Genomic DNA, 25,845 nt, shown 5'->3' on the forward strand with positions numbered 1-25,845 from the left:
TATCCTTCTCCCGCAAGGAGAGAAGGTTTGGCGTTACGCGTCGACCGTAATCACCCCGCGCCGAATCTGATCCAACTCGATCGACTCGTACAGCGCCTGGAAGTTACCGTTGCCGAACCCTTCATTGCCCTTGCGCTGGATGATCTCGAAGAAGATTGGGCCGAATTGGTTCTCGGTAAAGATCTGGAGAAGGATGCCCTCCTCACCGACATTGCCGTCAATGAGGATGCGGTTCTTGCGAAGCCGCTCCAGGTCCTCGCCATGCCCGGGCACGCGCTTGTCGACGAGTTCGTAATAGGTCTCGATCGTATCCTGAAGCTTCACGCCGCGCTCGCGCAGCTTCTCGACGGTCGAGAAGATGTCGTCGGTGGTGAAGGCGAGATGCTGGATTCCCTCGCCATTATAATCGCGGATGAACTCCTCGATCTGGCTCTTGTCGTCCTGGCTCTCGTTGAGCGGGATGCGGATCGCCTTGTCGGGGGCGATCATCGCCTGGCTGAACAGGCCGGTCGCCTTGCCCTTAATGTCGAAATATTTCTGCTCTTCGAAGTTGAAGATGCGATTGTAGAACTCCGACCAGACGCGCATCTGCCCGCGCTTCACATTGTGCGTCAGGTGGTCGAGCAGATCGAGGCCGACCGAGTTGCGCGCCTCCGCTTCCTCGGCGCCGTCGACCATCGTCCAGTCGTCATAGAGGCTGCCCGCATCGCCGTGGCGGTCGACGAGGTACAGCATCGATCCGCCGATCCCCTCGACCGCATAGCCTTCGCCCAGCGAGCCGCGGCTCGCATCCGCCGGCTTGGCGCCGCGCGCGACGGCGTTGTCGAACGCCGCCTTCGCATCGGCGACGCGGAACGCCATGCCCGCGGCCGACGGCCCGTGCGCCTCGCGGAACTCGGCGGCGTGGCCTTCTGCCATGCGGTTCAGCAACAGGTTGATACGGCCCTGCTTGTAGCGGACGACGTCGCGGGTCGGGTGCTTGGAAAAGGCGGTGAAGCCCATCTGCTCCAGCTGCGCGGCCATGCGATCGGGGTCGGGCGAGGTGAACTCGCAGAACTCGAACCCGTCGAGCCCCAGCGGGTTGACGTCCATATGGTCCATGGCGGCACTCTCCAGATGGTATCAGTTGATACCACTATCGTACGCGCGACGCGACGGGTCAAGTCGTGAGCGGAACGACTCGCGGCGCGGCGCATTCGGCTGAAACAAAAGGCAGGAGGAAAAGATGCGGATCGACAAGGCGATGCTGGTCGGGGCGGCGCTCGGCGCGGCGATGCTCGGCGGATGCACCATGAACAACGGTTCGGGCGGCGGCAGCGAGCCGAGCGCGGTTGCGGATCTCGTCACGGCAAATGGCCAGTCGGTCGGCCGTGCGACCGCCACCGCGACGTCGGGCGGTATCCAGATCATGGTCGATGGGCGCAACATGCCTCCCGGCCCGCACGGCGCGCACGTCCATACCGTCGGCCGCTGCGACGCGCCGACGTTCGAGTCGGCCGGCGGCCATTGGAACCCGGACACGAAGAAGCATGGCATGCAGAACCCGGCGGGCCCGCACGCCGGCGACATGCCCAACCTGGACGTGGCGAGCGACGGCACCGGTACGCTGACCTTCACACTGCCCGGCGGCACCTTCGACGGGCTGTTAGACGCAGACGGATCGGCGATGATGATCCATGCCGGCCCCGACGACATGCGGACCGACCCATCGGGGAACAGCGGCGGCCGAATCGCCTGCGGCGTCTTTCGCCGCGCCTGATCCGACCGCATAACGATCATGTTGCCGAAACGCCTCGCCAAGCGGTGTCGGATTGGCAGAGCCCGTATCTTTGTCATTTCCGTACAAGACCGACTCGGCGAACCGGGCCTAGAGCAACCCCGCGACCCAAGAGGTTCCTAACAGGGGCCTTTTTCTCAGGGCGGTCTCCTCGTGAGGGGAGACCGCTCTTTTTTTGTGTCGTGGCGAGGCGTTGCCGCGCAACGATGCGTAAACGGCACTTTCCCGTCGCATCAAAGTAAACCAAAGCTTACCGGGCGGCAGCGATCCGGTGGGGGCACTCGGACGTCTGTCGCCAAATGGGGCGCACGGATGCAGCTTGAGTTCCTGCAGCCATCGCCGGCGATCGCGTCGCTGGTGACGGTCTTCTATTGGTATCGGTCGGACGACCGAGTGGTCGAGGGGGTCGAGCGCGCCGATGTCGGCCAGGTCCGCTTCATGCTGAAGGGGACGGGCGAACTCCACTTTGCCGACGGCTATGCCGAGGCGTCCACCCCGATCATGATCAACGGCCCCGGCACCGGCGCCGCACGATATCGCGTCGACGGGCCGTTCCACTGCTTCGGCATGGCGCTGCGCCCGGTCGGCTGGTTCTCACTGATCGGCGTGCCCGCGCATGAGCGCGCCGACCACGTCACCGATGGCGAGGCGATCTTCGGTCCCGATGGCACCGCGCTGCTCGAAACGCTGCGGACGCTCGACACGATCGAGGCGATGGCGGCCGAGGTCGAGCCGTTCCTGCTGGCCCGCGCCCGCCCGATCCCGGCTGAGCATCAGCGCCTGTGTGAATCGGTCCGCGCCTGGCTCGCCAGCAGCGACGCGCCGCGAATCCAGGCATTGTTCGACGCGATCCCCCTCTCCTCTCGTCAGGTCGTTCGGCTGGTGAACCAGTATTTTGGCGCACCGCCCAAGCTCCTCGAACGCAAGTTCCGCGCACTGCGCGCCGCCGCCGCGCTGGCGGACGGTGCCGAACCGCGGATGGTGGCAGAGGTTTTCTACGACCAGCCGCACATGATCCGGGAGATCCGCCACTTCACCGGCCACACCCCCGGCACGCTCGCCGCGAAGATGGATCCGGTGCTGGCGATGACGCTGGCGCCCACCGCCTTCAACGAACTGGCGCCGCCGGACCGGGGTTGACCCCGCGTGCTCGCGGTCCCATTTGGCAATCGGAACGAAAACGTCCGATTGGAACCATGCGCCTTTCCGCCCAGGCCGACTATGCCGTCGTGATGATGCGCGCCGCCGCCCGCCAGTGCGGGTCGGTGCGCCTCAATGCGACGCTTCTCGCGGCGGAAACGGGCCTGCCGCTGCCGACGGTGCAGAAGCTCGTCAGCCGGTTGTCGGCAGCGGGTCTGATCGAGAGTTCGCGCGGCACCGGCGGCGGCTTTCGCCTCGCCCGGCCGCCGGCGGCGATCACGCTTGCCGACATCGTCGAGGCGATCGAGGGGCCGATCGCGATGACGCCCTGTGTCGAGCATGGTCGGCACGACTGCGCGATCGAGGGCGCGTGCGAGGTCCGCCCGCATTGGGATGCGGTGAACGGCGCCGTCCGCGGCGCGCTCGCCGGCGTCACCTTGAGCCATCTGATCGGCGCGCATGAGCCTGCGCGCCTTGGAGTTGAAGCATGACCGAGACTGCCGTGGCGGTGAAGAACGCCGAGGCGCTGGCCGCCGCCAACAAGAAGTATGAGTGGGGCTTCGCGACCGAGGTCGAGCAGGAATTCGCGCCCAAGGGGCTGAGCGAGGACACGGTTCGCTATATCAGTGCCAAGAAGAACGAGCCCGAGTGGATGCTCGAATGGCGGCTGAAGGCGTTTCGCCTGTGGCAGACGCTGGAGGCGCCGGACTGGGCCAAGCTGAACATCCCGCCGATCGACTATCAGGACGCGTACTATTACGCGGAGCCCAAGCAAAAGAAGACGATCCAGTCGCTGGACGAGCTCGATCCGGAGATCCGCCGCACGTACGAGAAGCTGGGCATCCCCATCGCCGAGCAGGAAGTGCTGGCGGGGGTCGAGGGCGCACGCAAGGTCGCGGTCGACGCGGTGTTCGACAGCGTCAGCGTCGCGACCACGTTCCGCGAGGAGCTGAAGCGCGCGGGCGTGATCTTCCTGTCGATCAGCGAGGCGATCCGTGAGTACCCCGATCTCGTCCGCCAGTGGCTGGGCAAGGTGGTCCCTCAGCGTGACAACTACTTTGCGACGCTCAATTGCGCGGTCTTCTCCGACGGCACCTTCGTCTACATTCCGGAGGGTGTTCGCTGCCCGATGGAGCTGTCGACCTATTTCCGCATCAATGCCGAGAATACCGGCCAGTTCGAGCGAACGCTGATCGTCGCCGATAAGGGCGCGTACGTCAGCTATCTCGAGGGCTGCACCGCTCCGATGCGCGACGAGAACCAGCTCCACGCTGCGGTGGTCGAGCTGGTCGCGCTCGACGATGCCGAGATCAAATACTCGACCGTCCAGAACTGGTATCCGGGCGACGAGAACGGCGTCGGCGGCATCTATAACTTCGTTACCAAACGCGCGCTGTGCCAGGGCAAGAACAGCAAGGTGTCCTGGACCCAGGTCGAGACCGGCAGCGCGGTGACGTGGAAGTATCCGAGCTGCGTGCTGAACGGCGAGAACAGCGTCGGCGAATTCTACTCGGTAGCCGTCACCAACGGCCGCCAGCAGGCCGACACCGGCACGAAGATGATCCACAACGGCAAGGGATCGCGTTCGACGATCGTGTCGAAGGGGATCAGCGCCGGCCGGTCGGACAACACCTATCGCGGTCTCGTCCGCGTGGCTCCGGGTGCGGAGGGGGTGCGCAACTTCACCCAGTGCGACAGCCTGTTGCTGGGCGACCAGTGCGGCGCGCATACGGTGCCGTATATCGAGGTCCGCAATCCCTCCGCGCAGATCGAGCATGAGGCGACGACCTCGAAGATCAGCGAAGACCAGATGTTCTACGCTCAGCAGCGCGGCCTCGACAGCGAGGCGGCGGTGGCGCTGATCGTCAACGGCTTCGCGCGAGAGGTGCTTCAGCAGCTCCCCATGGAGTTCGCGGTCGAGGCGCAGAAGCTGCTCGGCATCTCGCTCGAGGGGAGCGTCGGGTGATCCTGGCGCTTGCCCTCGAAATGCAGGCGGTGCCGAGCGGGTCGGTCGCGGCCTATGCCGATTGCCTGTCGTCGCGGATCAATGCCGATCCGGCGATGATCGACCCACCCACCGAACTCGCCGCCCGCCTCGCCATCCACGACGCGGCGCTCAAGGCGTGCGCCGACCGCCGCCGCGCCGCCCGGCCGGAGGATGCCGCGATGCTCGATCGTGTCGACGCCTCCACGCGCAAGGTGCTCGAGGACCCGGCCTCCGCCGAGCAGGTCGACGGCGACCTGGCCGACGAACCACAGCCCTGACGTCCAATCGGAAGAAGAACAGCCAAGTCCATGCTTCAGATCGATAATCTCCACGCCGAAATCGACGGCAAGCCCATTCTCAAGGGCCTTTCGCTCACCGTGAATGCGGGCGAGGTGCACGCGATCATGGGGCCGAACGGCGCGGGCAAGTCGACCCTCGGCTATGTCCTGGGCGGCCGCGATGCGTATGAGGTGACGGACGGGTCGGTCAGCTTCGACGGCGAGGACCTGCTGGAGATGGACGCGCATGAGCGCGCCGCCGCCGGCCTGTTCCTCGGCTTCCAATATCCGGTCGAGATTCCCGGCGTCTCCAACCTTCAGTTCCTGCGCGAGGCGCTGAACAGTCAGCGGCGCGCGCGGGGGCAGGAGCCGCTGTCGGGCGGCGACTTTCTCAAGCTCGCGCGGGCGCAGGCCTCCGCGCTCGGCATGGACGCCGAGATGCTGAAGCGCCCGGTCAATGTCGGTTTTTCGGGCGGTGAGAAGAAGCGGAACGAGATGGTGCAGATGGGCATCCTCGACCCGCGCCTGGCCGTTCTCGACGAGACCGACAGCGGACTCGACATCGATGCGCTGCGCATCGTCGGCGACGGCATCAACCGCATCATGCGCGCGCCCGACAAGGCGGTGGTGCTCATCACCCACTATCAGCGCCTGCTCGATTATGTGCGGCCCGACTTCGTCCATGTCCTTGCCGACGGGCGGATCGTCCGCTCGGGTGGCGCGGAGCTTGCCGCCGATCTCGAGCGTGAGGGTTACGGAGCGATCGCGGCGTGACGCAGCTTCCCACCAACCGGATGGAGGCGTGGCGCTGGGCCGACCTCGCCGCGCTCGAAGCCGGCCGCGCAACGCCACGCGGCGAGGCGGCAGCGATCGACGGCCTGTGGATCGAGGGTGATGGCCCACGGCTCGTCTTTGAAGACGGCGTGTTCCGCCCCGGTCTTAGCAATCCGTGCGAAGTCGTGGTCGAGGCGATCACGCCAGAAACCGCGCATCCGCTTGGCGCCGCCACCGCGGGCACCGGCTGGCGACTGAGCCTCGAGGCCGAGCGCGCCGTCACCGGCGTGCAGATCGTGCACGTTGCGACCGGCGGCGAGAACCATGTGCCGGGTCTCATCGAACTTGGTCGTGACGCCGTCGCTTCGGTCGTCGAGACGTTCGTCGGCACCGGCTGGACCAACCGGCTGACGACAATCCGGCTGGCCGAGGGCGCGCGCCTGATGCGCTCGGTCCGGCTGCTTCAGTCGAGCGGTTTCGTCAGCATCCGCGAGGAGGCCGAGATCGGTCAGGCGGCGAGCCTCGCCAGCCTGTTCCTGGGCGCGGGCGGCGCGTCGAGCCGGATCGACGGCGAACTCATCGTCACCGGCGATGGCGGTTTTGCCGAAATGGGCGGCGCCCTTCTCACCCGCGGCGAGCAGCGGCATGAATGTGCGGTAACGGTCCGCCACGCCGCGCTCGACGGATCGAGCCGCCAGATCTGGCGCGCGGTCGCGGCCGATCGGTCGGTCGCGAGCCTCGCCGCGCGGGTTGATGTGGTGCGCGGCGCGCAGAAAACCGATGGCGAACAGTCACTTCGCGGACTTCTTTTGCAGCGCACGGCAACCGTGAACCTAAAGCCCGAGCTGGAGATCTTTGCCGACGACGTGAAATGCGCGCACGGCGCGACGGTCGGCGAACTCGACGCTCGCGCGCTGTTCTACCTGCAATCGCGCGGCATTCCCGAGGGGTCGGCCAAGGCGATCCTGACACGCGCCTTCGTCGCCGACGCGATCGACCGCATCGGCGAGGACGCCGTGCGCGAAGCATTCGCGGCGGATGCCGAGGCATGGCTGGCGGCGGCGCTATGAGCATTGTCACAGAGGCCCGGCCGCTCGATCGCCTCGCCGACTTCCCGGCGATCCCCGACGGTTGGGCATATCTCGACACCGCCGCGACGGCGCAGAAGCCGAAGCCGGTGATCGACGCGATCACCCGCGCCTACGACACGACCTATGCCACCGTGCATCGCGGCGTGTACCAGCGTTCGGCCGACATGACGCTCGCCTATGAGGCGGCGCGGCGGCGGGTGGCGGACTTCATCGGTGCCGCAGCGCCGGAGGAGTGCGTGTTCGTGCGCGGTGCGACCGAGGGGATCAATCTCGTCGCGCAATGCTGGGCGGCGACGCAGCTCAAGCCCGGCGACCGCATCCTCCTGTCGCAGCTTGAGCATCATTCCAACATCGTGCCGTGGCAGCTCGTCGCGTCGCGGATCGGCGTCGAGATCGACGTGGTGCCGCTGACCGCCGATCACGCGATCGATCTGGACGCGATGGCGGCGATGCTGACGCCCGCGCACAAGCTGGTCGCGCTGGCGCATGTCTCGAATGTCACCGGCGCGATCCTGGATGCCGGGCGTGCGGCGGCGCTGGCGCACGGCGTCGGGGCCAAGCTGCTGCTCGATGGATGCCAGGCGGTGCCCCGCATGCCTGTCGACGTCGCCGCGCTCGGCTGCGACTTCTACGTCTTTTCGGCGCACAAGCTGTATGGACCAACCGGGATCGGCGTGCTGTGGGGCCGCGGTGAGCTGCTGGAGGCGATGCCGCCCTATCAGGGGGGCGGCGCGATGATCGACAAGGTGTCGTTCGCCGGCACCAGCTTCGCCCCGCCGCCCGCACGGTTCGAGGCGGGGACGCCGCACATCGTCGGCGTGCTCGGGCTTCATGCCGCGATCGACTATGTAGAGGGCATTGGGCTGGACGCGATCCACGCGCATGAGAGCGCGCTGGTGGCCGAGACACGCGCGGCGCTCGCCTCGCTCAACTCGGTGCGGCTGTTCGGGCCGGAGACTTCGGCGGGCATCGTCAGCTTCGAGGTCGAGGGGGTGCATCCGCACGACGTCGGCACCATCTTGGACGAGGGACGCGTGGCGATCCGCGCGGGCCACCATTGCGCTCAGCCGCTGATGGAAGTGCTCGGCGTCTCGGCCACCGCGCGCGCCAGCTTCGGCGTCTATAACGGCCCGCGCGATGTCGCCGCTCTCGTCGAGGGAATACAACGCGTTACACGGATTTTCGGATGATGGATGAGAACATCAAGATCGAGGAAGTTGACGCGGTCAGCGCCCCGCCCCGCGCGCGCGTGAGCGACGTCGAGGAAGCACCGGCTCGCGCCGAGCGCACGCGCGACTATCTCGACGGCTTCCTGGCCGAAAAGCCGCAGGGCGTCGCCGCCGGCCAGCCCGGCGGCGCGGTCTATGACGGCATCATTGAGGCGCTCAAGGACATTTTCGACCCCGAGATCCCGGTCAACATCTATGACCTGGGCCTGATCTATGGCGTCGAAGTGTCGGAGGAGGGCCATGCCGCGGTCACGATGACGCTGACGACGCCGCACTGCCCCGTCGCCGAATCGATGCCGACCGAGGTCGAGCTTCGCGTCGGCAGCGTACCGGGCGTCGGCACCGTCGACGTCAACCTCGTCTGGGATCCGCCCTGGGACCCGATGAAGATGTCCGACGAGGCGCGCCTCGAACTCGGGATGCTTTGAGATGACGACCACCACCCGCGCCCGCCCCCAGGCGATCCATCTGACCCCGACGGCCGAGGCGCGTGTCGCCGACCTCATGTCGCGCGCGCCCGATGGCGCGATCGGCGTCAAGCTGTCGACGCCGCGGCGCGGGTGCTCGGGCCTCGCCTATTCGGTCGATTACGTGACCACCGCCAACCCGATGGACGAGCGGATCGAGACGCCCGGCGGCACCTTTTTCGTCGATGGCGGGTCGGTGCTGTACCTGATCGGATCGACGATGGACTGGGTCGAGGACGACTTCACCGCCGGCTTCGTCTTCAACAACCCCAACGCCAAGGGCGCGTGCGGTTGCGGCGAAAGCTTTACGGTCTGAAGCTTACTTGACCCGCGTCCAGGTCTGAGAGCGGCAGAACACCGCGACGCAGCCCTTGACCTCGAGATTGTTGCCCGCGGCCTTGAGCATCGAGCGATAGGTCTTGCCTGACTTCGGGTCGTAGATCTGGCCGCGCCAGTCGCTTCCCGCGTCCTTGAAGTTCGAAAGGATCGTCAGCCCCACATAAGGGCGACTGCGCAGCGCCGGGTTGGGGTTCTTGGCATCGGTCGTCGGCGCGCCCGGCGTCGGCTTCACCACCCGCTCGATCGCGCCGCACAGGTTCGCCCCGCACGGACGGATGGCGACGATCGCCTGCCCACCCTCAGTCAGCCAGCGTCCGGCGACCGGATCGGCGGCATGCGCCGGCGCGGCAATGGAGAGTGCCGAAAAGGCGGCGGCGATCAGGGCGTTGCGCTTCATGGCGATCTGACTAGGGCCTGGAAGCTGTCGCGGCAATGACTGGCGGAGGACGGACATGGGCGGATGGACGATCGGGATCATCGGCGGGTCCGGCCTCTATGACGTCGAGGGGATCGAGGACGGTCGCTGGGTCGAGGTCGAGACGCCGTGGGGGGCGCCGTCGGACGCGATCTTCACCGGGCGGATCGGCCATGTCGGCGTCGCGTTCCTGCCGCGCCACGGCCGCGGCCATCGCCTCTCGCCGGGCGAGCTCAACGCGCGCGCCAATATCGATGCGCTGAAGCGGCTGGGTGTCACCGACGTGCTTGCGGTCTCGTCGGTCGGTAGCCTGGCGGAAACGCGGGCGCCCGGCACGTTCACGATCGTCGACCAGTTCATCGATCGGACCCAGGGCCGCGTGTCGAGCTTCTTCGGCAGCGGCATGGTCGCGCATGTGTCGATGGCCGACCCGGTCTGCTCGCGCCTGTCGAGCATCGCCGCCGATGCGGCGGAAGCGGCGGGCGCGGCGGTGCATCGCGGCGGCACCTATCTGGCGATGGAAGGGCCGCAATTCTCGACCCGGGCGGAGAGCAACCTCTATCGCCAGTGGGGCTGCGACGTCATCGGCATGACCGCGATTCCCGAAGCCAAGCTCGCGCGGGAGGCTGAGCTCCCCTATGCGCTGGTCGGGATGGTCACCGACTATGATTGTTGGCGCGAGGACGAGGCGGCGGTGGACGTCGCTGCGGTGATCCGCCAGCTTTCGGCCAATGCGGCAAAGGCTCGGGCAATGGTCGTCCACCTGCTCCGCTCGCTGCCGGCCGAGCGCCCGCCCTCGCCGATCGACACCTGCCTGGACGCAGCGCTCATCACCGCGCCGAGTGCGCGGGATCCGGCCGTGATCGCGAAACTGGATGCCGTTGCCGGGCGGGTGCTCAAACCTGCTTCGTCACCCCGGACTTGATCCGGGGTCCCGCTTTTGAAGGTCGGGACAGAAGAAGAAGCGGGACCCCGGATCAAGTCCGGGGTGACGGGGTTCAGGGCAGGATCGCCGCCCACTCCGCTTCGTGGCTCCCCTCGTGGTTCGCCATGCCGGGCTTGGTCAGATAGCCGCGCTCGTCGGGGACGTGGCTGTAGATCATCCGCGACGGCGTCTCATGCCAGCCCAAGTTGAACGCCCAGCGGACGGGGAAGAACTCCATCGTGGCATAGGGCAGATGGTCGTGGACCCACCAGGCGATCCGCTTCCAGTCGCCGGGCTGGTCGAAGCGGTTGGCGAAGCTGGGCACGACGATACACGCGGTCGCGCCCATCTGCCCCTTGGCATCGCGCACGTCCCAGATGTGCGCGGCGTAGTTGCGCTCGTTCGGCGCGCAATTATGCCCCTTGGCGTTGCCGAGCTTGTTGACCTCTGCCGAGCGATAGGCCGAGCGGATGGTGATCCGCCCGAACGCGTCCTGAAGCGGTTCGAGCAGTTCGGTGCACAGCCGCTTACCCGCTTCAATCGCGAGATCGGGATTGTCGGGGATGTTCGACAGGCCGTGGATCGCCGCAACCTCCGAATAGAGGAAGTCGCGCATGAAGAAATTGGGCGACAGCTGCACGCGGCCCAATTCGGTCAGCGCGGCAACGGTCATCGGCTTGCGCACGGCTCTTATCCTTCCGCCCGCCGGCGTGTGGCGGACGGCCGGTTTAGCGGCGGCGTGGGCGACGTGGCAACCGCTCGGCGGGCGCTTCGTCCCGCCGCGGTACGCAGTTCAACAGCCGCCCAGGCGCCGGGCCTCGATCTTGCTCTCGAACGGAAGGCCGTTTGCGAGCCCCTGCGTCTCGATCTGCAACAGCCGCGGCGTCTCCACCGACAGGGTCGTGCGGCCATGACCGGCACCCGAGCAGGTATAATGTACGGTCCCGGCATCCGCCTGATTGTCGATGACGAAGCGCGAGCATTGCGCGCTGCCATGATGAAGCTGGATCAGGATGCGCGGATCGCTGATGCAGACGGTCCGCTCGGTCTTGCTGTCGACTTCGCGCAGCTGCCAGCGACCCGGCTCGATCTGGCTCAGCACCTTGAGCACCGGCGCCTGTGCCGGGGCGGCTGTCGCCACACTCGCGCCCAAAGCCAGCACGCCGCCCAGCACGGCGCGCAAGCGACGATCGAAACCCATGACTCTACTCCCCGAGATCATCGGCTGCGTCGGCGACCCCCAATTGGCCGACGCAACCGTTCAATAATCATCTGGGGAGCCGGCTGCCGAGTTGCAAGCGCTCGTTCAGCCTGCGCTCACTTCGGCAAGCGTGACCGGGAACTTCGTGGCGCAAAAGGCGCAGTCCACGGAGATGATCCCCGCCTCGTCCGCCATCTCCGCCCGCTCCGCTTCCGGGAACTTGGCGATCACCGAGCGGATGTACTCGGGGTCGCAGCGGCACCCGCGGCTGAGCTCGACACCAACCAGCGTGCGCACCTCCCGCTCTTCGTTGAACAGGCGCCAGACGAGGTTCTCGAGCGAGATCGCCGGATCGGCGAGCTCGTCCTGACCCATCGTCGCCGCCAGCGCCTCGACATGCTTCCATTCGGGCACGTCGTCGCGGACGTGCAGCCGCTCGCGGCCCTCCTCGCCCTCCGGCAGATACTGGAGGAACAGGCCGCCCGCGACCAGCTTGCCGTCCTCGTCCCGCCGGCTGCCCAGCGTGACCAGGCTCGGGATCTGCTCCGACTGCATGAAGTAGGTCTGCGCCGCCTGCGCCAGCGTGTCGCCGTCCAGCGGCACGATGCCCTGATAACGCTCGCCCGACGACGCCTGGTCGAAGGTCACCGCCAGATGCCCCTTGTTGAAGAGCGCATGAATCGACGGGTTCTTACCGAGCTGCGACAGGCGATGCGCGTCGAACTGGACATAGCCGCGGAGTCGCCCGCCCTGATAGTCGCAGACCATCAGGCTGACGATGCCGCGCTGCGTCTGCGCCTGAAGCGTGAGCTGTCCGCCGGCATCCTTGAGCGTCGATCCCAGGAGCGCGGTCAGCGTCAGCGCCTCCGCCAGCAACCGCTCGATCACCGGGGGATAGGCGTGCGCCGACAGGATCTCGTCCAGCACCGGCCCCAGCCGCGCGACGCGCCCACGCGCATGCTGGTCGGGCAGCGTGAAGCCGATCGCACGATCGATGTCGGTGGGGGGAAGCGGCAGATGGGACATGTCGATTACCGTTCGGGCTGAGCGTGTCGAAGCCCCGTCCTGCCTTCTTCCCAGCCCGAGAAGAAAGGACAGCGCTTCGACAAGCTCAGCGCGAACGGGTTGTGATGGCGAGTACCGTAGATAGGCGCGCGGCGCGGCTTCGCAACGGTCGACCGCGTAAGGAGAATAAGCGGGACCCCGGGTCGAGCCCGGGGTGACGGGAGTTGGGAGAGCTACCCTCCCCAATCTCGTCACCCCGGACCCGATCCGGGGTCCCGCTTCGTTCTCTACTACGGCAACCTCAGCCGATCTGGCCGAAGCACCAGCGCAGGATCGACTTCTGGGCGTGCAGCCGGTTCTCGGCCTCGTCCCAGATCAGCGACTGCGGGCCGTCGATGACGTCCGCCGTCACTTCCTCGCCGCGGTGTGCGGGCAGGCAGTGGAGGAAGGCGGCGCCGGACTTGGCCCTGGCCATCAGCGCGGCGTCGACCTGGTACGGCATCATCGCGGCGAGCTTGGCGTCGGCATGGGCCTGACCCATCGAGATCCAGGTGTCGGTGACGACGATGTCGGCCCCTTCGACCGCTTCCGCCGGCGTCGCGACACAGGTCGCGCGCCCTTGCCCCAGCGCGAGCACCGCCTCGTCGGGCTGAAACCCCTGCGGACAGGCGGAAACGACGTCGAAGCCGAAGAGTCCGGCCGCCTCGACGATCGAGGCGAGCACGTTGTTGCCGTCCCCCAGCCACGCGACCTTGAGCCCCGGCAGCGAGCGGCCGGTGTCGAGAATCGTCAGCAGGTCCGCCATGATCTGGCACGGGTGCGATGCGTCGGTCAGGCCGTTGATGACGGGCACGGTCGCATGGGCTGCCATCTCCTCGACCTTGGCATGGTCGTCGGTGCGGATCATGATCCCGTCGACATAGCGCGACAGGACGCGCGCGGTGTCGGCGACCGTCTCGCCGCGGCCGAGCTGCATCGTCCCGGCATCCATGACCATCGCCTGCCCGCCGAGCTGGCGCATCGCCATGTCAAAGCTGACGCGGGTGCGGGTCGAGTTCTTCTCGAAGATCATCGCCAGCACGTGTCCGGCGAGCGGCGCATCGGCATCGACGCGGCCTTTGGTCCAGCCGGTACGGGCGCGCTTGCGGTCGAGCGCGTCGGCCAGGATCGCGGCACATCCGTCGGCACCGGCATCGGACAGGTTCAGGAAATGGCGCATTTTAAATCCTCCCCGCTCGCGGGGAGGGGGACCGCCGGAGGCGGTGGAGGGGGTCTGGCCCCGCACGCACCGCTTGCCGCTCTCCCCCTCCACCAGCCTACGGCTGGTCCCCCTCCCCGCGAGCGGGGAGGATCAGGTTATTCCTCGCTGACCGGCACGTAGCTGCGTGCGGCCTCGGACAGCTTCTCGATTGCCTCGGCAATGTGCGCTTCCTCGATCACCAGCGGCGGGAGGATGCGGACGACGTTCTCGCCCGCCGCCACCGTCAATAGGCCGTGATGGTCGCGACAATGCGCGACGAAATCGCGGCTGACCGCCGGGTCCTTGAGCTTGAGCCCCAGCATCAGGCCGATCCCGCGAACGCCGTCGAACAGGTCGTCATGGTTGGGGATCATCTGTTCGAGCCCCTGGCGCAGGCGGTCGCCCTTGGCCTTCACCTCGTCGAGGAAACCGGGCTCGAGCATCACGTCGAGGATCGCCTGCCCCGCCGCCATCGCCAGCGGATTGCCGCCATAGGTGGAGCCGTGGGTGCCGAACACCATGCCCTTGGCCGCTTCCTCGGTCGCCAGGCACGCGCCGAGCGGGAAGCCGCCACCGATGCCCTTGGCGACCGCGGCAATATCGGGCGTGATGCCGTAATTCTCGTGCGCCAGGAACTTGCCCGTGCGGCCATAGCCGGCCTGAACCTCGTCGAGGACGAGCAGCAAGCCATGCTCGTCACAAGCCTTGCGCAGCCCCTGCATGAAGTCCTGGCTGGCGGGACGAATGCCGCCCTCGCCCTGGATCGGCTCGACCAGGAAGCCGGCGGTGTTGCCGTCGATCAGCGCCAGCGCGCCTTCGAGATCGTTGAACGTCGCATAGGCGAAGCCCGGCAGCAGCGGCTCGAACCCGTCGCGCATCTTGGCCTGGTTGGTGGCCGAGATTGCGCCGAGCGTCCGCCCGTGGAACGCGGTGTCGAAGGTGATGAGCGTATGCCGCTCCGGATTGCCGCTCACATGGTGATAGCGGCGCGCGGTCTTGATCGCGCACTCGACAGCCTCGGCGCCCGAATTGGTGAAGAAAACCGTGTCGGCAAAGCTGTTGTCGACGATGCGCTGCGCCAGCGCCTCGCCCTGCGGGCTGCCATAGAGGTTGCTGACGTGCATCAGCGTCGCCGTCTGCTCCTGGATCGCCTTGGTCAGGTGCGGGTGGCCGTGGCCGAGTGCGTTGACGGCGATGCCGCTCGCGAAATCGAGATAGCGCTCGCCGCGCTCGCCAATCAGGTAGCAACCCTCGCCTCGCACCGGACGCACATCGCACCGCGGGTAGACGGGCATGAGCGCTGGGATCGACATGGGATCACTCCTGACGTGAGAAAGACCGGAACGCGAAAGGGCGACCGTTCGGCCGCCCTGCCGCTCGCTCTACGACCGGGGGTGGCCGGGGGTCAAGGCGGCGAAAGAAGAACTAGGGGGTTCACGCAAAGGCGCGAAGGCGCGAAGCGATTTTGGATCACACCGCGAAGCGGCTCGAACCCACCTGCATCAGAGAGCCGCTTCGCGGCAATTAGAAGCCTCTTCGAGCCTTTGCGCCTTTGCGTGAACCAGCCTTCTTCCTAGCTCTTGATCCGCCAACCACGCCTCAGCAGCGTGTAGCAGAGCACCGCCAGCGCCACGTCGACCGCCAGCAGCACCGCCCCGCCCACCAGCACGTTCGAATCCGCCCGCTCCAGGAACCCGAAGCGGAAGCCGGAGATGATGTAGAAGAACGGGTTGGCGTGACTGATCGCGCGGAAGGTGGGGCTAAGCGCGTCAACCGAGTAGAAGGTGCCCGACAGCAGCGACAGGGGCGCGATGACGAAGTTGGTCACCGCCGCGGCATGGTCGAACTTTTCCGCCCACATCGAGGTGACGACGCCGAACAGCGCCAGCATCGCCGATCCGAACAGCCCGAACCACAGGATCGCGAGCGGATGCCGCGGCCACACGTCGACGCCCCACAACGCCATCGCCAGCCACACCGCCGCGCCCACGAACACCGCGCGCGTCACCGACGCGCCGACCAGCGCCGCGAGCAGTTCTCCGGTGGACAACGGTGGCATCAGGTAATCGACGATCGTGCCCTGGATCTTGCCGACGAGCAGCGAGAAGCTGGCGTTCGCGAACGCGTTCTGGAGCATGCCCATCACGATCAGCCCCGGCGCGATGAAGGTGGCGAAGGGCGTGCCCATCACCGTCCGCCCCGATCCGCCCAGCGCGACCGTAAAGATCACCAGGTAGAGGAGCGTCGTCACCGCCGGCGCCCAGATCGTCTGGAGCTGCACCTTGAAGAACCGGCGCACCTCCTTCACATAGAGCGCCTTCAAGCCCCCCCAATTGACGCTCCGAATCACCGGCGCGCCGGGCGGGGGCAACATGTCGTCGGTGGGCAGGGGTTCGCTGGCCATGGCCATGCGACTAGTCGGTGCGACCGGCGGTCGCAAGGCGACATGCACCGATCTGGATTTGGGAACGACATAGAGATGAGCTGGACCGAGGAACGCATCGACACGCTGACCCGGATGTGGGAATCGGGCAGCACCGCCAGCCAGATCGCCGAGGAGTTGGGCGGGATTAGCCGCAACGCGGTGATCGGCAAGGCACACCGCCTGGGCCTCAAGCCGCGCCCCTCGCCCGTCAAGTCGAACGCCGATGTCGAGGCGGCGCCCGCCCCGGTCGCCGAGGCGCCGAAGCCCGAACCCGTCGCCGCGCCCAAGCCGCAGCCCGCGCCGCCGCCGCCCGCCCCCGCGCCTCAGGCCGAAGCGGACGAGGATGACGACATGTTCGACGATGAGCCCGCCGCCGCCACGCCGGCACCGCGGCCGCAGACGGAGCTCCGCTCGGTCGGGCCGGGCGGCTTCGTCCGCCAGAACCCCGGCGAACAGGCGCCGCCGAGCACGCCCGCCCCGCCCCGCCGCCTGGTGCCCGCGCGTCCGTCCGACGCGATCGCGGGCAAGACCAGCCTGCTGGAGCTGAGCGACAAGGTGTGCAAGTGGCCGATCGGCCATCCGGGCGAGCCCGACTTCCACTTCTGCGGCGATAAGGTGAACCCCGGGTTCCCCTATTGCGTCGACCATTGCGGCCACGCCTATCAGGCACAGCTTCCGCGCCGCGATCGCCGTCCCCCGCCGCCGCTCCCTTATGGCGGTCCGCGCGTTCGCTAACGGTCCGCTTGCGGCACGTGCTTCGACAAGCTCAGCACGAACGGTGGGGTGACGAAACGCCTCCAGACCGTTCGTCCTGAGCCTGTCGAAGGCGTGTTCCAAGCGCTACGTCCGACGCACGTCCTTCGACAGGCTCAGGACGAACGGCTGTTTTGCGGTAAGCCCTTGCGTCCCGCGCTGCCCGGCCCGATGATGACCGCATCATGACGCAGTTCGCGCGTAGCCCGGTCACCGCCGTCCTGGGGCCGACCAACACGGGCAAGACCCACCTCGCCGTCGAGCGGATGATGGGTCACGCGAGCGGCATCATGGGATTTCCGCTCCGCCTGCTCGCACGCGAGGTCTATGACCGCGTCGTCAAGGTGAAGGGCGAGCATCAGGTCGCGCTCGTCACCGGTGAGGAGCGGATCGTCCCGCCCCAGGCGCGCTGGTTCCTCTGCACCGTCGAGTCGATGCCTTTGCTCACCGACGCCAGGGCCAAGGCACCCGGCGCGCTGGAGCGCGAGGCGGCGTTCGTCGGGATCGACGAGGCGCAGCTCGGCGCCGATCCCGAACGCGGGCACGTCTTCACCGACCGGCTGCTCCACGCACGCGGATACGCCGAGACGATGATCCTCGGCTCCAACTCGCTGCGGCCGATGCTGGCGGGGCTGGTGCCTGATGCCGAGGTTATCGGGCGGCCGCGCTTCTCGACGCTCAGCTATGCCGGCGCGCGCAAGCTTTCGCGGCTGCCCAAGCGGTCGGCGATCGTCGCCTTCTCGGCGGAGGAGGTCTATGCCGTGGCCGAGGCGATCCGACGGATGCGCGGCGGCGCGGCGGTCGTCATGGGCGCGCTCAGCCCACGCACCCGCAACGCTCAGGTCGCGATGTTCCAGGCGGGCGAGGTCGACTATCTCGTCGCCACCGACGCGATCGGCATGGGCCTCAACATGGACGTGGCGCATGTCGCGTTCGCCGGCCTTCACAAGTTCGACGGCCATCGCCGCCGGCGGCTGACCGTCGCCGAGATGGCGCAGATCGCGGGCCGCGCCGGCCGGCATCAGCGCGACGGCACGTTCGGTGCGCTGGTCGACGAGGGCCCCGGCGCCTTCACGCCGGAGGAAGTGCTGGCGATCGAGGGGCACAAGGTCCCGCCACTCAGCCATCTTTACTGGCGCGAGGGCACGCCCGATTTCGCCTCGATCGAGGCGCTGGTGGCCAGCCTCGAGCGGCGGCCCAGCCACGAGCTGCTGCGCGCCGCGCCCGAAGCGGTTGATTTGGCCGTGCTGAAGAAACTGGTCGAGGAGGATTGGGTGCGCCAGCGCGCGCGCCATCCGATGATCGTCCGGCGGCTGTGGGCGGCATGCGGCCTGCCCGATTTCCGCAAGCTCGGCGTCGATCCGCATGCGCGGTTCGTCGGGCGCGTGTTCAAGCATCTGTCGGAGGGGCGCGGGCACCTTCCGCACCAATGGTTCGCCGACGAGATCGCGCGGCTCGATCGGCTGGACGGCGATGTCGAGACGCTGGCGGGCCGGATCGCCGCCGCGCGAAGCTGGGCGTACATCGCGCATCGCAGCGACTGGCTGGAAGATCCGGCGCATTGGGCGGGCCGCACGCGCGAGCTGGAGGAGCGCCTGTCCGACGCGCTCCACGCCAGCCTGACGCAGCGCTTCGTCGACAAGCGCACGACCGTGCTCCTTCGCCAGATCGGCGCCGGCGCGGGGCATCTCCCCGTCGTCATCGGCGATCAGGGCGAGGTGATGGTCGAGGAGCATGAGCTCGGCCGAATCGACGGCTTCCGCTTCCGCGTCGCGCCCGAAGCGCGGGCGGCGGACAAGCGCCTGCTCCTGTCCGCGGCCGAGAAGCGGCTGGCCGGCGAGTTCGCGCGGCGCGGTACCGCGCTGGTCGATGCGGAGGATGCGGCGCTGTCGCTGGGCGAAGGCGCCACCATACGCTGGGGCGACCATGTCGTCGCGCGGCTGGTACCGGGGCCGGTGCTGACGCGGCCGCAAGTGGTGCTCGACCGCGCGCTCGACTGCCTGGATCTTGCCCTCCGCGACAAGGTGCGGGCGCGGGTGGAACGCTGGATCGAGGGGCAGGTCGCGCGGCACGTGCCCGCGCTCGTCGCGCTCGACCGCGCGTCGCGCGATCCGGCGGCGCCGGGGCCGCTGCGCGCGTTCGTCGCCGCGCTTTCCGATGCGGGCGGGCTTGCGCCGCGGGAGGCGCTCGCCGCCTCGATCGACCTGCTCGATCCGGGGCTGCGGCGCTGGTTGCGGCGTGCCGGGATCGTGCTCGGCACCCTCGACGTCTTCGATCCGCGACTGCTCAAGCCCGAGCCGACGCGCTGGCGCGATGCGCTCGCCGCCGCGCGGGGCAGGAATCCGGCCGAGCCTGCGCCGCCGGGCGCGACGGTGCTCCCCCGCCCCGCGCCCGGCTTTCGCCGCGTCGGCGGGCAGTTCGTTCGCGTCGACCTGGTCGAGCGGATCGCCCGCGCGGCGCACGACGCGCGGGAGGGGCGCAAGCCCTTCGTCCCCGACCCTGCGCTGGCGACCTCGATCGGGCTGTCGCCGGAAACCTTTGCGCGCTTGATGGCGATGCTGGGCTTTCGCCACGGCACGCGCGGCGACGAGCCGCCCGCCTGGACCTGGCGCGGCCGGCCGCGACGGCGGGAGGCGGCGCCCGTGGCTGCGCCGCGCCCGGGCAACGCGTTCGGCGCACTGGCCGAGCTGGACTTCGGCCGTGGCTGACGGCCAGCGCCTCGACCTGTTCCTGTGGTACACGCGTTTTGCCAAGACACGGAGCGCCGCACAGGCGATCGCGGAGGCAGGCACGCTGCGGCTCGACGGGCGGCGGATCGATCGTGCGCATGCGTGCGTGCGGGTGGGGTCGATCCTCGCCTTTCCGTGCCACGGCCGCGTGCGCGTGATCCGCGTCGAAGCGCTGCCGAACCGCCGCGGACCCGCGCCCGAAGCACAGGCCTGTTACGCGGACCTGGACCCGGGCGCCGCCAAGGGCGTTGACGCACCAAGCGCCGCCGCATAGGCGGGGCCCGCGATTTCCGACTGGAGCTGACCCGACAATGACCTACGTCGTCACCGACGCCTGCATCCGCTGCAAGTACATGGATTGCGTCGAGGTCTGTCCGGTCGACTGCTTCTATGAGGGCGAGAACATGCTCGTCATCAACCCCAGCGAGTGCATCGACTGCGGCGTGTGCGAGCCCGAATGCCCGGCCGAGGCGATCCTGCCTGATACCGAGAGCGGGCTGGAGAAGTGGCTGGAGCTCAACAACACCTTCTCCGCCCAATGGCCCAACGTCACGCGCAACGCGCAGCAGACGCCGCCCGACGCCGACGAGTTCAAGGGCGTCGAGGGCAAGTACGACAAGTATTTCTCGCCGGAGCCCGGCGCGGGGGATTGAGGTTTTCCCGCAATTGAACTGAAAAGGGCGCAGCGATCGGTCGCAGCGCCCCTTTTCAGTTTAGAGGAGAGAGAAGCGGGACCCCGGATCAGGTCCGGGGTGACGATAGTGGGTTGGATGCACCCACTCCCCAAACGTCATCCCGGACCTGATCCGGGATCCCGCTTCTTCTGGTAATCGACGCCGCCGCCCGTTCGTCCTGAGCTTGTCGAAGGACGTGTCGCAAACGCCAGCGCTCGTTACACGTGCTTCGACAAGCTCAGCACGAACGGGTTGGGGGCGCTCGCGTTACCCCGCCAGCGCCGCCTTCACCGCTTCGATCGCCGCCGCGCCCGCCGACCCGTCCGGCCCGCCGCCCTGCGCCATGTCGGGCCGCCCGCCGCCGCCCTGGCCGCCGAGTGCCGTGACCGCGACCTTGACCAGGTCGACCGCACTCCGGGCGTCCTTGAGGTCGTCGGTCACGCCCACCGCCACCGATGCGCGCCCGTCGTTGACCGCGACCAGCGCGACCACGCCCGAGCCGATCCGCGCCTTTTCCTCGTCGACCGCGCCGCGCAGCGCCTTGGCCTCCAGCCCGTCGAGCACACGGCCGACGAACGCGACGCCGCCGACCTGCTCCGGTCCCGCCGCAGGCGCACCGCCGCCGCCGCCGAGCGCCAGCGCCTTCTTCGCCTCGGCGAGCTCGCGCTCCAGCCGGCGGCGATCCTCGACCAGCGCCGCGACGCGCGCGGGCACCTCGTCCGGCGTCGCCTTCAGCACCGCCGCGGCCTCTCGCAGCTTTTCGTCGCGCGCCGCCAGATAGGCACGCGCCGCCTCGCCGGTCAGCGCCTCGACGCGGCGCACGCCCGAGCTGACCGCGCTTTCGCCGACCACCTTGAACAGGCCGATATCGCCCAGCGCACGAACATGCGTGCCGCCGCACAGCTCGAGCGAATAGGTCGAGCCGTCGCCGTTGGTGCCCATCGACACGACGCGGACCTCGTCGCCATATTTCTCGCCGAACAGCGCCATCGCGCCCTCGGCGATCGCGTCCTCGGGCGTCATCACCCGCGTCGCGACCGCGCCGTTGCCGCGGATCTGCGCGTTCACATCGGCCTCGACCGAGGCCATCTGCTCGGCCGTGACCGCGGTCGGCTGCGAGAAGTCGAACCGCAGGCGCTCGGGCGCAACCAGGCTGCCCTTCTGCGCGACGTGGGTGCCCAGCCGCTCCCGCAGCGCCTCGTGCAACAGGTGCGTCGCCGAGTGGTTGGCGCGGATCGCCCCGCGGCGGGCATGATCGACGGTCAGGTGGACGGCGTCGCCGACCTTGAGCTCGCCCGCCTCGATCACCGCCTGATGCGCGAAGATACGGCCGAGATGCTTGTGAACGTCGGTCACGGCCGCGCGCACGCCGCCCTCGGTCGTCAGGCTGCCGGCATCGCCGACCTGGCCGCCGCTCTCGCCATAGAAGGGGGTCTGGTTGACGACGATTTCCACCGCCTCGCCGGCGCCGGCGCGATCGACGCGCGCGCCGTCCTTGACGATCGCGACGACCTGGCCCTCGCCCTCCTCGGCCGAGTAGCCGATGAACTCGGTCGCGCCCGCCGCTTCGGCAAGGTCGTACCAGAGCTCGTCCGACGCCTTCTCGCCCGATCCCTTCCACGCCGCCCGCGCCGCGCGCTTCTGCTCGGCCATCGCCGCGTCGAAGCCGCTGCGGTCGACCGACAGCCCCTGCGTGCGCAGCGCGTCCTCGGTCAGGTCATAGGGAAAGCCGTAGGTGTCGTAGAGCTTGAACGCGGTCTCGCCGGGCAGCGTCGCCCCCTCGCCCATCCCCGCGGTCGCCTCGTCCAGCAGGCGCAGGCCGTTGGCGAGCGTGCGGCGGAACCGCGTCTCCTCCTGTTCCAGCGTCGTCTCGATCAGCGACTGCGCGCGCGACAGCTCGGGGAAGGCGGCGCCCATCTGCGCGACCAGCCCGCCGACCAGGCGATGCATCAGCGGGTCCTTGGCGCCCAAGAGGTGCGCATGCCGCATCGCGCGGCGCATGATGCGGCGGAGAACATAGCCGCGCCCTTCATTGGCCGGCAGCACGCCGTCGGCGACGAGGAAGCCCGACGCGCGCAGGTGATCGGCGATCACCCGGTGGCTGGCGCGCGCATCGCCCTCGGCCGGGGTGCCGGTCAGCGCGACGCTCTCGGCGATCAGCGCCTTGAAGGTGTCGGTGTCGTAATTGTCGTGGACGCCCTGCATGACCGCCGCGACGCGCTCCAGCCCCATGCCGGTGTCGATCGACGGGCGCGGCAGGTCGCCGACGATCTGGTCCGCCTCCTGCAGGTGTTGCATGAAGACGAGGTTCCAGATCTCGACGAAGCGGTCGCCATCTTCCTCGGGCGATCCCGGCGGCCCGCCCCAGATATGGTCGCCATGATCGTAGAAGATCTCCGAGCAAGGCCCGCACGGCCCGTCCGCGCCCATCGCCCAGAAATTGTCCTTGGTGGCGATGCGGATGATGCGCTCGTCGGGCAGCCCGGCGATCTTCTTCCACAGGTCGAACGCCTGGTCGTCGGTGTGATAGACGGTGACGGTCAGGCGATCCTTGGCCAGCCCCCATTCGCGCGTAACGAGGTTCCAGGCGAGTTCGATCGCGCGATCCTTGAAGTAATCGCCGAACGAGAAGTTGCCGAGCATCTCGAAGAAGGTGTGATGCCGCGCGGTATAGCCGACATTGTCGAGGTCGTTGTGCTTGCCGCCCGCGCGCACGCACTTCTGGCTGGACGTCGCGGTCGAATAGGGGCGGCTTTCCAGGCCGGTGAACACGTTCTTGAACGGCACCATGCCCGCGTTGACGAACATCAGCGTCGGGTCGTTCTGCGGGATCAGCGGCGCCGAGGGCACCTTCGCGTGCCCCTCCCCCGCGAAATAGTCGAGGAACGAGCGGCGAATGTCGTTGGTCGAGGTCATGTTCGCCGCTTATGCGACGCCGCGTCCGGGCTCAAGCATCGCGTTGATGGCCCCTACTTCAAAGCAAGCGCACGTTCGATCAGCGCCTCCGTCTCGGTCCATTGCGGGCGGCCCGGCGCGATGATGTTGAAATGGTCGCCGCCCTTGGGCTCGATCACCGTGACGCGATCGCCCTTTGCCTCGGCTTGGGCACGCCACTTGGCGACGATGTCGGGTGCGAGCACCGGCGATGCACTGACCAGATAGGTGGGCACGCCGAGCGGCAGGTGCGCCGCCGGCGACACCGACCGATAGCGCGCGGGCTGCTCCGCCTGAGTGCCGCCCATGAGGGCCTTGAGCACGGGCTGACCACAGATCGCCTCGTCCCGCCCTTCCAGCCCCGACAGGTCGGGTGGTCCGTCGACGATCACCGCCGCGCGCACCCTGATCGGGTCGCGCCCGCGAGCATCGCCCGACAGCTTCGGTCGTGCCGCCACGAACGCCGCGGCCGGCGCGCCCGCCGAGTGGCCGACGACGATCACCCGGCTGAGGTCGAGCGGATAGCGCCTGGCCACCGCACGCAGCGCGTCGGCCCCCGCTGCCCAATCCTGATAGCTTCCCGGCCAGCCACCGCCCGCATCGCCGATCGCGCGGTACTCGACATTCCAGGTCGCGATGCCCTTGGCCGCCAGCGCCGTGGCGATCGGTGCGGTCCCATCGAGCCCCTCATAGGCACGAAGGAAACAGCCGCCGTGAAAGAGGATCGCGACCGGGAACGGTCCCTTGCCCTTGGGCACGCGAAGCTCACCGAACTGCATCGGCGCCGGGCCGTATCGGTGGACAAAATCGGCCTTGGACCGCGGCAGCTTGTCAATATCTTGCGGCGACATCTCCTGCGGCGCCGCCGCCATCAGCAACAGCCCCGCCAGCCCCAGACTCATCCCCCGCATCGCCGCCCCCGTCGATCGTTTCGGCGATGCTCTCACGCGCCGCAGCGATGCGCAACCGACTCACCCGGTCCATTCCAGACCGGCGGGCAGTGAGCGACATCAGGTCGGATGGCGGCATCTGACATCGGTCGGCGGAGAGCGGCCCCAACCTCCCCGACTTGACCCGGCCCGCGCAATCCCCTTGGTTGCGGGCGGAACCAATCGGAGTGACTGCGTGGCCAAGCGGCTGACCCTCTATATCCTCATCGGCCTGGTGCTCGGCATCGTCGTGGGGCTTGCGCTAAATCTGTCTTTCACCGGGACGGAGGCGGGGGATGCGCGGCTGAAGGAGCTTGCCGGCTATTTCTCGATCGTCACGACGCTGTTCCTGCGGCTCATCAAGATGATCATCGCGCCTTTGGTGTTCGCGACGCTCGTGTCCGGCATCGCGCACATGGGCGATACCGCGGCGCTGGGGCGCGTCGGCGGGCGGGCGATCGGCTGGTTCCTGTGCGCCAGCCTGGTGTCGCTGACCCTTGGCCTGATCCTGGTCAATCTGTTCCAGCCGGGCGCGAGCCTAGGCATCCCAATTCCCGACGCAGCGGCGGCCTCTGGCGTCGACAAGGCGGCCTTCAACCTCAAGGATTTCGTCACCCACATCGTCCCCGCCTCGATCGTCGAGGCGATGGCGACCAACGAGATTCTCCAGATCGTCGTCGCCAGCCTGTTCATCGGCGTGGCGATGACCGCCGTCGGCGAAAAGGCCGCGCCGCTGCTGCGCGGGGTCGAGGCGCTGGCGCAGGTGATCCTTCAGGTCACCAACTATGTCATGCGGTTCGCGCCCTTCGCCGTCTTCGCGGCCGTGGCGGGGACGCTGGCCGAGCGGGGGCCGAGCATCATCGGCGCCCTCGCCTACTTCATGGGCACCTTCTACATCGGCATGGCGTCACTGTGGGCGCTGCTGATCGGCGTCGGCTTCCTGATCGTCGGGCCGCGCATGGCGGAGCTCGTCCGCTACATCCGCGATCCGCTACTCCTCGCCTTCTCGACGGCGTCGTCGGAGGCCGCCTATCCGCGCACGCTGGAGGCGCTCGACCGCTTCGGCGTGCCACCGCGGATCGCCAGCTTCGTGCTGCCGCTCGGCTATTCGTTCAACCTCGACGGGTCGATGATCTACATGACCTTTGCGACGATGTTCATCGCGCAGGCCTATGGCATCGACCTGAGCCTGGGGCAGCAGATCACGATGCTGCTGGTGCTGATGGTCACGTCGAAGGGCGTCGCCGGCGTGCCGCGCGCGTCGCTGGTGGTGATCGCGGCGACGCTGGCGTTCTTCGACATTCCCGAGGCGGGGCTGCTGCTGATCCTGGCGGTCGACCACTTCCTCGACATGGGCCGGTCGGCGACCAACGTGGTCGGCAACGCGGTCGCGAGCGCGGTGATCGCCAAGTGGGAAGCGGGACGACTGGATCGGCCGGAGCCCGCCGAGATCGAACCGCTGCCCTCGCCAAAGGGCGGGCCGCCAGCGACGGGGCCGGACAGCTTTTCCAAGCTGGGGGAGTAACTAGTACC

Annotated in this window: 26 protein-coding genes; 16 read left to right on the forward strand and 10 right to left on the reverse strand. The window is 68.2% G+C overall.

Annotation, left to right across the window (positions count from 1 at the left end; translation table 11 throughout):
• Positions 1-33: 33 nt before the first annotated feature.
• Positions 34-1,101: a 4-hydroxyphenylpyruvate dioxygenase gene (gene hppD / locus RS883_RS10805; protein WP_315760208.1), complete on the reverse strand. Its 1,068-nt coding sequence runs from the start codon at positions 1,099-1,101 to the stop codon at positions 34-36.
• Between the two features lie 124 nt (positions 1,102-1,225).
• Between hppD and RS883_RS10810 the strand changes: the two genes are divergently transcribed.
• The 10 genes from RS883_RS10810 (at position 1,226) to RS883_RS10855 (ending at position 9,059) form a co-directional block, all read left to right on the forward strand.
• Entirely contained in the window at positions 1,226-1,759 is a 534-nt protein-coding gene (locus tag RS883_RS10810) for a superoxide dismutase family protein (protein WP_315760209.1), read from the forward strand.
• A 330-nt stretch (positions 1,760-2,089) separates the two neighbouring features.
• Positions 2,090-2,917, forward strand: coding sequence for a DUF6597 domain-containing transcriptional factor (locus RS883_RS10815; protein WP_315760210.1), 828 nt, complete (start codon positions 2,090-2,092; stop codon positions 2,915-2,917).
• 56 nt (positions 2,918-2,973) lie between these two features.
• Positions 2,974-3,408, forward strand: coding sequence for an SUF system Fe-S cluster assembly regulator (locus tag RS883_RS10820; RefSeq protein ID WP_315760211.1), 435 nt, complete (start codon positions 2,974-2,976; stop codon positions 3,406-3,408).
• Positions 3,405-4,883 carry a Fe-S cluster assembly protein SufB gene (sufB, locus tag RS883_RS10825; protein WP_315760212.1) on the forward strand — a complete coding sequence of 493 codons (1,479 nt, stop codon included), beginning with the start codon at positions 3,405-3,407 and terminating at the stop codon, positions 4,881-4,883. Before RS883_RS10820 ends, sufB begins: the two co-directional genes overlap by 4 nt.
• The gene (locus tag RS883_RS10830; protein WP_315760213.1) at positions 4,880-5,182 is read left to right on the forward strand and encodes a hypothetical protein; all 303 of its coding nucleotides are present in this window, start codon (positions 4,880-4,882) and stop codon (positions 5,180-5,182) included. The genes sufB and RS883_RS10830 overlap by 4 nt, the downstream gene beginning before the upstream one ends.
• 30 nt (positions 5,183-5,212) lie before the next feature.
• Positions 5,213-5,956, forward strand: coding sequence for a Fe-S cluster assembly ATPase SufC (sufC, locus tag RS883_RS10835; protein ID WP_315760214.1), 744 nt, complete (start codon positions 5,213-5,215; stop codon positions 5,954-5,956).
• A gap of 20 nt (positions 5,957-5,976) precedes the next feature.
• Positions 5,977-7,026: a SufD family Fe-S cluster assembly protein gene (locus RS883_RS10840; RefSeq protein ID WP_315765072.1), complete on the forward strand. Its 1,050-nt coding sequence runs from the start codon at positions 5,977-5,979 to the stop codon at positions 7,024-7,026.
• Positions 7,023-8,237 (forward strand): cysteine desulfurase, encoded by a 1,215-nt coding sequence (locus tag RS883_RS10845; protein ID WP_315760215.1) that lies wholly within the window; start codon positions 7,023-7,025, stop codon positions 8,235-8,237. Before RS883_RS10840 ends, RS883_RS10845 begins: the two co-directional genes overlap by 4 nt.
• Complete coding sequence (locus RS883_RS10850; protein WP_409977343.1) at positions 8,237-8,704, forward strand: SUF system Fe-S cluster assembly protein; 468 nt, start codon at positions 8,237-8,239, stop codon at positions 8,702-8,704. The genes RS883_RS10845 and RS883_RS10850 overlap by 1 nt, the downstream gene beginning before the upstream one ends.
• Position 8,705: 1 nt before the next feature.
• Positions 8,706-9,059, forward strand: coding sequence for an iron-sulfur cluster assembly accessory protein (locus RS883_RS10855; RefSeq protein WP_315760217.1), 354 nt, complete (start codon positions 8,706-8,708; stop codon positions 9,057-9,059).
• 3 nt (positions 9,060-9,062) lie between these two features.
• On the opposite strand, the gene RS883_RS10860 is transcribed toward RS883_RS10855, so the two are convergent.
• Positions 9,063-9,479 (reverse strand): DUF2147 domain-containing protein, encoded by a 417-nt coding sequence (locus RS883_RS10860; protein WP_315760218.1) that lies wholly within the window; start codon positions 9,477-9,479, stop codon positions 9,063-9,065.
• Between the two features lie 55 nt (positions 9,480-9,534).
• Here RS883_RS10860 and RS883_RS10865 point away from each other — a divergent pair, with 55 nt between their 5' ends.
• Positions 9,535-10,422 (forward strand): S-methyl-5'-thioadenosine phosphorylase, encoded by an 888-nt coding sequence (locus tag RS883_RS10865; RefSeq protein ID WP_315760219.1) that lies wholly within the window; start codon positions 9,535-9,537, stop codon positions 10,420-10,422.
• Positions 10,423-10,495: 73 nt separating this feature from the next.
• Here RS883_RS10865 and RS883_RS10870 read toward each other — a convergent pair whose 3' ends face one another.
• The 6 genes from RS883_RS10870 to RS883_RS10895 all read right to left on the reverse strand — a co-directional run bounded on the left by RS883_RS10870 (position 10,496) and on the right by RS883_RS10895 (position 16,272).
• Positions 10,496-11,107, reverse strand: coding sequence for a hypothetical protein (locus RS883_RS10870; protein WP_315760220.1), 612 nt, complete (start codon positions 11,105-11,107; stop codon positions 10,496-10,498).
• Positions 11,108-11,215: 108 nt separating this feature from the next.
• Positions 11,216-11,623 carry a hypothetical protein gene (locus RS883_RS10875; protein WP_315760221.1) on the reverse strand — a complete coding sequence of 136 codons (408 nt, stop codon included), beginning with the start codon at positions 11,621-11,623 and terminating at the stop codon, positions 11,216-11,218.
• Between the two features lie 105 nt (positions 11,624-11,728).
• Positions 11,729-12,649 carry an Hsp33 family molecular chaperone HslO gene (locus RS883_RS10880; RefSeq protein WP_315760222.1) on the reverse strand — a complete coding sequence of 307 codons (921 nt, stop codon included), beginning with the start codon at positions 12,647-12,649 and terminating at the stop codon, positions 11,729-11,731.
• Positions 12,650-12,929: 280 nt separating this feature from the next.
• Positions 12,930-13,847, reverse strand: a complete 918-nt coding sequence (gene argF, locus RS883_RS10885; protein ID WP_315760223.1) for an ornithine carbamoyltransferase — start codon at positions 13,845-13,847, stop codon at positions 12,930-12,932.
• A gap of 137 nt (positions 13,848-13,984) precedes the next feature.
• A complete protein-coding gene (locus tag RS883_RS10890; protein ID WP_315760224.1) occupies positions 13,985-15,181 on the reverse strand; it encodes an aspartate aminotransferase family protein in 1,197 nt (398 codons plus the stop codon).
• 260 nt (positions 15,182-15,441) lie between these two features.
• On the reverse strand, positions 15,442-16,272 hold the full coding sequence (locus RS883_RS10895) for an ABC transporter permease (protein ID WP_315760225.1): 831 nt from the start codon (positions 16,270-16,272) through the stop codon (positions 15,442-15,444).
• 75 nt (positions 16,273-16,347) lie between these two features.
• On the opposite strand from RS883_RS10895, the gene RS883_RS10900 reads away from it, so the two are divergent.
• The 4 genes from RS883_RS10900 to fdxA all read left to right on the forward strand — a co-directional run bounded on the left by RS883_RS10900 (position 16,348) and on the right by fdxA (position 20,428).
• Positions 16,348-17,028, forward strand: coding sequence for a GcrA family cell cycle regulator (locus RS883_RS10900; RefSeq protein WP_315760226.1), 681 nt, complete (start codon positions 16,348-16,350; stop codon positions 17,026-17,028).
• A gap of 203 nt (positions 17,029-17,231) precedes the next feature.
• A complete protein-coding gene (locus RS883_RS10905; protein WP_315760227.1) occupies positions 17,232-19,754 on the forward strand; it encodes a helicase-related protein in 2,523 nt (840 codons plus the stop codon).
• Entirely contained in the window at positions 19,747-20,049 is a 303-nt protein-coding gene (locus RS883_RS10910) for an RNA-binding S4 domain-containing protein (protein WP_315760228.1), read from the forward strand. The genes RS883_RS10905 and RS883_RS10910 overlap by 8 nt, the downstream gene beginning before the upstream one ends.
• A 37-nt stretch (positions 20,050-20,086) precedes the next feature.
• Positions 20,087-20,428, forward strand: a complete 342-nt coding sequence (gene fdxA, locus RS883_RS10915) for a ferredoxin FdxA (RefSeq protein ID WP_315760229.1) — start codon at positions 20,087-20,089, stop codon at positions 20,426-20,428.
• A 288-nt stretch (positions 20,429-20,716) separates the two neighbouring features.
• On the opposite strand, the gene alaS is transcribed toward fdxA, so the two are convergent.
• Together alaS and RS883_RS10925 are read right to left on the reverse strand one after the other, a co-directional pair.
• Positions 20,717-23,365, reverse strand: a complete 2,649-nt coding sequence (alaS, locus tag RS883_RS10920; RefSeq protein ID WP_315760230.1) for an alanine--tRNA ligase — start codon at positions 23,363-23,365, stop codon at positions 20,717-20,719.
• A gap of 53 nt (positions 23,366-23,418) precedes the next feature.
• Entirely contained in the window at positions 23,419-24,294 is an 876-nt protein-coding gene (locus tag RS883_RS10925; protein WP_315760231.1) for an alpha/beta hydrolase family protein, read from the reverse strand.
• A 214-nt stretch (positions 24,295-24,508) separates the two neighbouring features.
• Between RS883_RS10925 and RS883_RS10930 the strand changes: the two genes are divergently transcribed.
• Positions 24,509-25,837 carry a dicarboxylate/amino acid:cation symporter gene (locus RS883_RS10930; protein WP_315760232.1) on the forward strand — a complete coding sequence of 443 codons (1,329 nt, stop codon included), beginning with the start codon at positions 24,509-24,511 and terminating at the stop codon, positions 25,835-25,837.
• Positions 25,838-25,845 lie beyond the last annotated feature (8 nt).

Origin of the sequence: Sphingomonas sp. Y38-1Y (assembly GCF_032391395.1) — a bacterium.
Taxonomy (GTDB): Bacteria; Pseudomonadota; Alphaproteobacteria; order Sphingomonadales; family Sphingomonadaceae; genus Sphingomonas.